7 protein-coding genes are annotated in these 6,522 nt (G+C 48.8%); 6 read left to right on the forward strand and 1 reads right to left on the reverse strand.

The genetic code is table 11. The features are described 5' to 3' along the window. From infB to GPL15_RS21525, 6 genes are all read left to right on the forward strand, one after another. Nucleotides 1–2,443: translation initiation factor IF-2 (gene infB / locus GPL15_RS21500; RefSeq protein ID WP_215700729.1), on the forward strand; the 2,443-nt coding region annotated here is incomplete at its 5' end. A gap of 34 nt (nt 2,444–2,477) precedes the next feature. Next, entirely contained in the window at nt 2,478–2,852 is a 375-nt protein-coding gene (rbfA, locus tag GPL15_RS21505) for a 30S ribosome-binding factor RbfA (protein WP_215700730.1), read from the forward strand. 19 nt (nt 2,853–2,871) lie between these two features. Then, nucleotides 2,872–3,831 (forward strand): bifunctional oligoribonuclease/PAP phosphatase NrnA, encoded by a 960-nt coding sequence (locus GPL15_RS21510; protein ID WP_215700731.1) that lies wholly within the window; start codon nt 2,872–2,874, stop codon nt 3,829–3,831. Nucleotides 3,832–3,839: 8 nt separating this feature from the next. Beyond that, nucleotides 3,840–4,748: a tRNA pseudouridine(55) synthase TruB gene (gene truB / locus GPL15_RS21515; protein WP_215700732.1), complete on the forward strand. Its 909-nt coding sequence runs from the start codon at nt 3,840–3,842 to the stop codon at nt 4,746–4,748. Between the two features lies 1 nt (nt 4,749). Continuing rightward, nucleotides 4,750–5,682: a bifunctional riboflavin kinase/FAD synthetase gene (locus GPL15_RS21520; protein WP_215700733.1), complete on the forward strand. Its 933-nt coding sequence runs from the start codon at nt 4,750–4,752 to the stop codon at nt 5,680–5,682. Next, nucleotides 5,666–5,842: a DUF6472 family protein gene (locus tag GPL15_RS21525; RefSeq protein WP_215700734.1), complete on the forward strand. Its 177-nt coding sequence runs from the start codon at nt 5,666–5,668 to the stop codon at nt 5,840–5,842. The genes GPL15_RS21520 and GPL15_RS21525 overlap by 17 nt, the downstream gene beginning before the upstream one ends. A gap of 440 nt (nt 5,843–6,282) precedes the next feature. On the opposite strand, the gene GPL15_RS21530 is transcribed toward GPL15_RS21525, so the two are convergent. After that, nucleotides 6,283–6,522 (reverse strand): hypothetical protein (locus GPL15_RS21530; protein ID WP_215700735.1); only part of this gene is annotated, 240 nt, incomplete at its 5' end.

The raw sequence follows: 6,522 nt of genomic DNA on the forward strand, positions 1-6,522 counted from the left end.
AAGAAGCGGCGGCTATCAGGGAAACCGAGACGGCCAGCAGCGCACCGGCGGCTATCAGGGAAACCGTGACGGCCAGCAGCGCAGCGGAGGTTATCAGGGAAATAATTACCAGGGGAACCGTGACGGCCAGCAGCGCAGCGGCGGCTACCAGGGAAATAACTACCAGGGGAACCGTGACGGCCAGCAGCGCAGCGGCGGCTACCAGGGAAATAATTACCAGGGGAACCGTGACGGCCAGCAGCGCAGCGGCGGTTACCAGGGAAATAACTACCAGGGGAACCGTGACGGCCAGCAGCGCAGCGGCGGTTACCAGGGAAATAATTACCAGGGGAACCGTGACGGCCAGCAGCGTACCGGCGGTTATCAGGGACAGAGAACCGGCGGCTACCAGGGCGGAGGCTATCAGGGGAACCGAGACGGCCAGCAGCGTACCGGAGGCTATCAGGGAAACCGTGACGGCCAGCAGCGCACCGGAGGTTATCAGGGAAACAGAGGCAAAGATGCGCCTAAATCCTTCGATACCCCGATTCAGGCAAAGCCTACCAGCAACAGACAGAATAAGAACGTCTACAAGAATGACCGTTTCGATAAGAGAGATAAAGATGAGGACATGAAACCAAAGTCAGCGAAAGTGTCTAAGCATCCGTTCCAGATGCCTCAGAAAACAGCGGAGACTAAGGTGGAAGATACCATCAAATCAATCATTATTCCTGAAGTTCTTACGATCAAGGAACTGGCTGACAAGATGAAACTCCAGCCGTCCGTTATCGTTAAGAAACTGTTCTTACAGGGAACGATTGTTACCCTTAACCAGGAAATTGATTATGAAAAAGCAGAAGAGATCGCGTTGGAATTTGACGTGCTCTGTGAAAAAGAAGTAAAAGTTGATGTGATCGAAGAGCTTCTGAAAGAAGACGAAGAAAATGACGAAGACTTACAGTCAAGACCGCCTGTTGTCTGCGTAATGGGCCATGTTGACCATGGTAAAACTTCCCTTTTGGATGCGATCCGTGAGACCAATGTTACCTCAAGAGAGGCCGGCGGAATCACCCAGCATATCGGCGCCTATGTGGTTGAGATCAATGGACAGAGGATCACATTCCTGGATACTCCGGGACATGAGGCATTTACCGCTATGCGTATGCGCGGTGCGAAATCTACGGATATCGCAATTCTGGTGGTAGCGGCTGACGACGGCGTTATGCCGCAGACCGTTGAAGCCATCAACCATGCAAAAGCGGCGGGAGTTGAGATCATTGTAGCGATTAACAAGATTGATAAACCGAGCGCCAACATCGACCGTGTAAAACAGGAGATGGCGGAATATGAGCTGGTTCCGGAAGACTGGGGCGGCAGCACAATCTTCGTGCCTGTTTCCGCACATACAAAGGAAGGAATCTCCGATCTTCTGGAGATGATTATTCTGACTGCGGAAGTAAAAGAATTAAAGGCGAATCCTAACCGTAAGGCCAGAGGCCTTGTAATCGAGGCGGAGCTGGATAAAGGAAAAGGCCCGGTGGCAACTGTGCTGGTACAGAAGGGTACTCTTCGTGTTGGCGATAATATCGCGGCCGGAGCATGTCACGGAAAGGTCCGCGCCATGATGGATGATAAGGGCCGCAGGGTGAAAGAAGCAGGTCCGTCCACACCGGTGGAAATCCTTGGATTAAACGACGTTCCCAATGCGGGAGAAGTCTTCGTTGCCACAGAAACAGATAAGGAAGCCAGAAGCTTTGCGGAAACATTTATTTCCGAAGGCAAGAATAAGCTGATTGAAGATACGAAAGCAAAATTATCCCTGGATGACCTGTTCAGCCAGATCAAGGCGGGCAATGTAAAAGAGCTGCCTCTGATTGTAAAAGCCGATGTTCAGGGATCTGTAGAGGCTGTAAAACAGAGCCTTGTAAAGATTTCCAACGAAGAAGTTGTGGTGAAGGTCATTCACGGCGGAGTTGGTGCGATTAACGAATCCGACGTTTCCCTTGCGTCCGCATCCAATGCGATCATTATCGGATTTAATGTAAGGCCGGATGCGACTGCAAAATCCATTGCGGAGCGGGAAAAAGTAGATGTAAGACTGTACCGGGTAATCTACCAGGCTATCGAAGACGTGGAAGCTGCCATGAAGGGTATGCTGGATCCTATTTTTGAGGAAAAAGTGATCGGCCATGCGGTGGTGCGCCAGACATTTAAGGCTTCCGGAGTTGGTACAATCGCAGGTTCTTACGTGATGGACGGAAAATTCCAGAGAGGCTGCAAGGCCAGAATCACCCGTAACGGCGATTTGATCTTTGACGGTCGTCTGGCATCCTTAAAGCGGTTCAAGGATGATGTGAAGGAAGTTGCAACCGGATATGAATGCGGTCTTGTATTTGAGAAATTTAATGATATTCAGGAAGACGATATGGTAGAGGCTTATGATATGGTAGAGGTGCCTCGTTAAGCTGTTTCCTGAAATGACAGAATGGAGCAGAACAATGCGTAAAAACAGTATAAAGAATACAAGAGTCAATATGGAAGTACAGCGCGAAATGAGCGAAATCATCCGCACGGAAATTAAAGATCCCAGGGTCCACGACGCTATGGTTACCGTAGTGTCCGTGGATGTAACCCCGGATTTAAAATACTGCAAGGCCTATATCAGCGTACTGGGCAGCGAAGAAGCTGCCCGGCACGCCATTGAAGGCTTAAAGAGCGCGGTTGGATACGTGAGAAGAGAGCTGGCAAAACGAATTAATCTTAGAAACACCCCGGAGATTTCATTTGTCCTTGACCAGTCCATCGAATATGGGGTTAATATGTCAAAATTAATCGACGAGGTAACAAAAGATTTAAAAGACGAAGAAGAGTAATTGGAAGGGAGGATATGGATTGAACTTATTGGAAGAGAAATTAAAAAAGGCAGAAAACGTGGTTATTCTTGGTCATGTTCATCCGGATGGGGATTGCGCGGGCTCCTGCCTGGCTCTGTACAATTACCTGATGGAAAATTATCCTGATCACTCCGTTGATATATATCTGGAATCACTGCCGGCTAAATTTAATTACCTGAAAAATTTTGATAAGATAAGCAGTGATCCGTCCACTGGCAGACAGTATGATTTGTGTGTCTGTTTAGACAGCAGCGACAGGGAGCGTCTGGGGGACTTGGGAGTTTACCTGGATACCGCCGCGGACAGCTTCTGTGTGGACCATCATATCACCAATGTAGGATACACCAGGGATTATGAGATCCTTTCAGACGCCAGTTCCACTTGTGAAGTGTTATTCGGTCTGCTGGAGGAAGAAAAGATCAGCAAAGAAGTGGCGGAGTGTATTTATACCGGGATCATTCACGATACCGGAGTGTTTAAACACAGCAATACTTCTGCCAGGACCATGACGGTGGCCGGAAAGATGATGGCAAAGGGGATTGATTTTTCCAGCATCATTGATGACAGCTTTTACCGGAAAACTTATGTGCAGAACCAGATTTTAGGACGGGCGCTGTTGGAAAGCATTACCTTTTTAGAAGGAAAGTGCATCTTCAGCGTGGTGCGGGCTAAGGACATGGAGTTTTACGGTGTCACCAGCAAGGATATGGATGGAATCATCGACCAGCTCAGAATTACAGAAGGAATTGAATGCGCCATTTTCATGTATGAGACTGGGTGCCAGGAATTTAAAGTGAGCATGAGATCCAACAGTATTGTGGATGTCAGCAGAATCGCTTCCTATTTCGGCGGCGGCGGCCATGTGAAAGCGGCAGGCTGCACCATGTCGGGAAGCATTTACGACGTGATAAATAATCTTTCTTCACATATCGAAAAACAGTTGAAAGCACAGGAATAAGAAAAATCATGTACAACGGCGTAATTAATGTTTATAAAGAAAAAGGATATACCTCTCATGACGTAGTCGCGAAAATGAGAGGTATTTTAAAACAGAAAAAAATAGGCCACACAGGAACTTTGGACCCGGAAGCGGAAGGCGTCCTTCCGGTTTGTTTAGGCCAGGGCACAAAGCTGTGTGATATGCTGACCGATAAGACGAAAACATATCAGGCGGTCTTACTGCTGGGAACGGAGACGGATACCCAGGACACCACGGGAAACATTTTGGCTAAAAAACCAGTGGAAGCAGACCCTGAAACGGCTGCGGAGGCGGTTCTCAGCTTCCGGGGCCGTTATGAACAGATTCCGCCCATGTATTCCGCGTTGAAAGTCAACGGCAAAAAATTGTACGAGCTGGCCAGAGCAGGAAAAGAAGTGGAACGCCAGGCCAGACCGGTGGAGATTCTGGATATCCGGGTGGAATCGATGGATCTTCCCCGGGTCACCATAACGGTAAGCTGTTCTAAGGGTACTTATATCAGAACCCTCTGCCATGACATCGGCCGGAAACTGGGCTGCGGAGGCTGCATGGAAAAACTGCTGCGCACCAGGGTCGGCCAGTTCGATTTAAAAGACAGCTTAAAGCTTGGAGAAATCGAGGAGCTGGTTCATTCCGGTCAGATCGAAGAACATATCGTTGCCGTAGAAACCGTATTTTCCTCTTATGACAGAGTGAGGATGCTGCCCCAGTGGGACTTGCTGCTGTATAACGGAAATCCTTTCACCCCTGATAAAGCCGGTCTCCCGCCCGGTTTACCCTTATCCGGTGAATCGGTAAGGGTCTGTGACAGCCAGGGAAAGTTTCTTGGAATCTATCAATTTGACCAGGAAAAGGGACGCTTTCAGCCTCAAAAGATGTTTTTGGGGGGTGAATGAAATGATATTTATCGACAGCGCAGACTTTAAGATCACAGAACCCACGGTAGTATCAATTGGAAAATTCGACGGACGCCACCGGGGCCACCAAAAGCTTTTAAAAGAGATGCTCCAATTAAAGCGGGTAAAGGGCTATAAACTGGCCCTATTCACCTTCAGCACGGTTCCCGGAACCCTGATTTACAAAACGGCTCAGACAGTCATAACAACCAACCAGGAACGGCGCAACAACATGGAGAAAATCGGAGTAGATTATCTGGTGGAGTACCCCTTTACTTCCGAGGTATCCCACATGTCTCCTGAACTGTTTGTAAAAACGATTCTGGCAGGAAAGATGAACGCAAAAGCGATTGTAGTCGGCACAGACTGCGGGTTCGGATACAAGAGGGCCGGAAATGCGGCGCTCCTGGCTGAACTGGCGGCTGACTGCGGATATGAACTGGTGGTGATCACCAAAGAAAAAGAGGACAGCCGCGACATCAGCAGCACTTATATCCGGGAGGAACTTGCCAAAGGCAACATAGAGAAAGTGAATGAACTGTTAGGACAGCCCTATGCCATACATGGCACCGTCGTCCACGGCAATCACATAGGAGGAGCCATACTGGGTTTCCCAACCGCCAACATCATTCCTCCGCCGGAAAAACTTCTTCCCCCCTTCGGCGTATACGTGTCCAGAGTTACCGTAGACGGCCGCACTTACCGGGGAATCACTAATATAGGAAGAAAACCCACCGTGGAAGGTGAAAATCCTGTAGGCGTAGAAACGTTTATATTCAGCCTGGACCAGGATCTTTACGGAAAAACCATCGAAGTGCAGCTTTTAAACTTCGAACGCCCGGAGAAGAAATTCGACAGCCTGGAAGAATTAAAGAAACAGATAGACCGGGATAAAAAATATGGAGAGGCGTATTGCGATGAAGAGCAGTTGTGATACCTGTACATTTTATGTTTATGATGAAGATTACGAATGCTATACCTGTGAAGTGAACCTGGATGAAGACGAATACTACCGCTTTATCACCAATGACCGGTGGGAGTGTCCCCATTACAGATCCGGAGACGAGTATAAAATTGTACGCCATCAGATATGATGGGGCATTTGGCGGATTTTAGTTTAATGTAATGGCGAATGTAACGCCGGAAATCTTTGGAATGCCGGCTGTGTACTGCCTGGGCTGTTAAATGATTGCTGCTTAATGGTAGAGGATAGGGATAGATGTTGACAAAGATAGACGTTGACAAAGATAGACGTTGAAAAAGATAGGGGCTGATTAAAGATAGGGGCTGATTAAAGATAGAGACTGATAATGAAGGTTCCTTAAAATGCGGATAGAATGTGGATAGGATGCAGACCGGATGCGGAGTTAATTTTTTAGAAAAGCCTTGTGGTTTGATACTAAAATAACCAGAGCAGAGAAAACCAGCAGGAAAGGGGGAGGCGGCGGCAGCCAGCGGGCAGGGGATTTCACAAGAGCCCGGCGGGCCGTCCGCTCCCGGTGCAGAGGTTCATCTGGAAACCGTTTAGTGGAACTTAGTCTCCGGGAATGGAAAAAGACGGGCAGAAACTGAAAACCAAATCAGTTTCTGAGATGCCCACTGAACGGTGAAGTCCCATAAAGAGTTCACCGTGAATGGGCATCGGACCGTCTTTTTCCATTTCCGGAGGCTTAGTTCCACTTGCGGTTGTAAGCTGAACCTCTGCACCGGGAGCGGACGGCCCGCCGGGCTCTTGTGAAATCCCCTGCCCGCTGGCTGCCGCCGCCTCCCCCTT

This window comes from Clostridium sp. MCC353, from assembly GCF_018785315.1.
GTDB lineage: Bacteria > Bacillota > Clostridia > Lachnospirales > Lachnospiraceae > CHH4-2.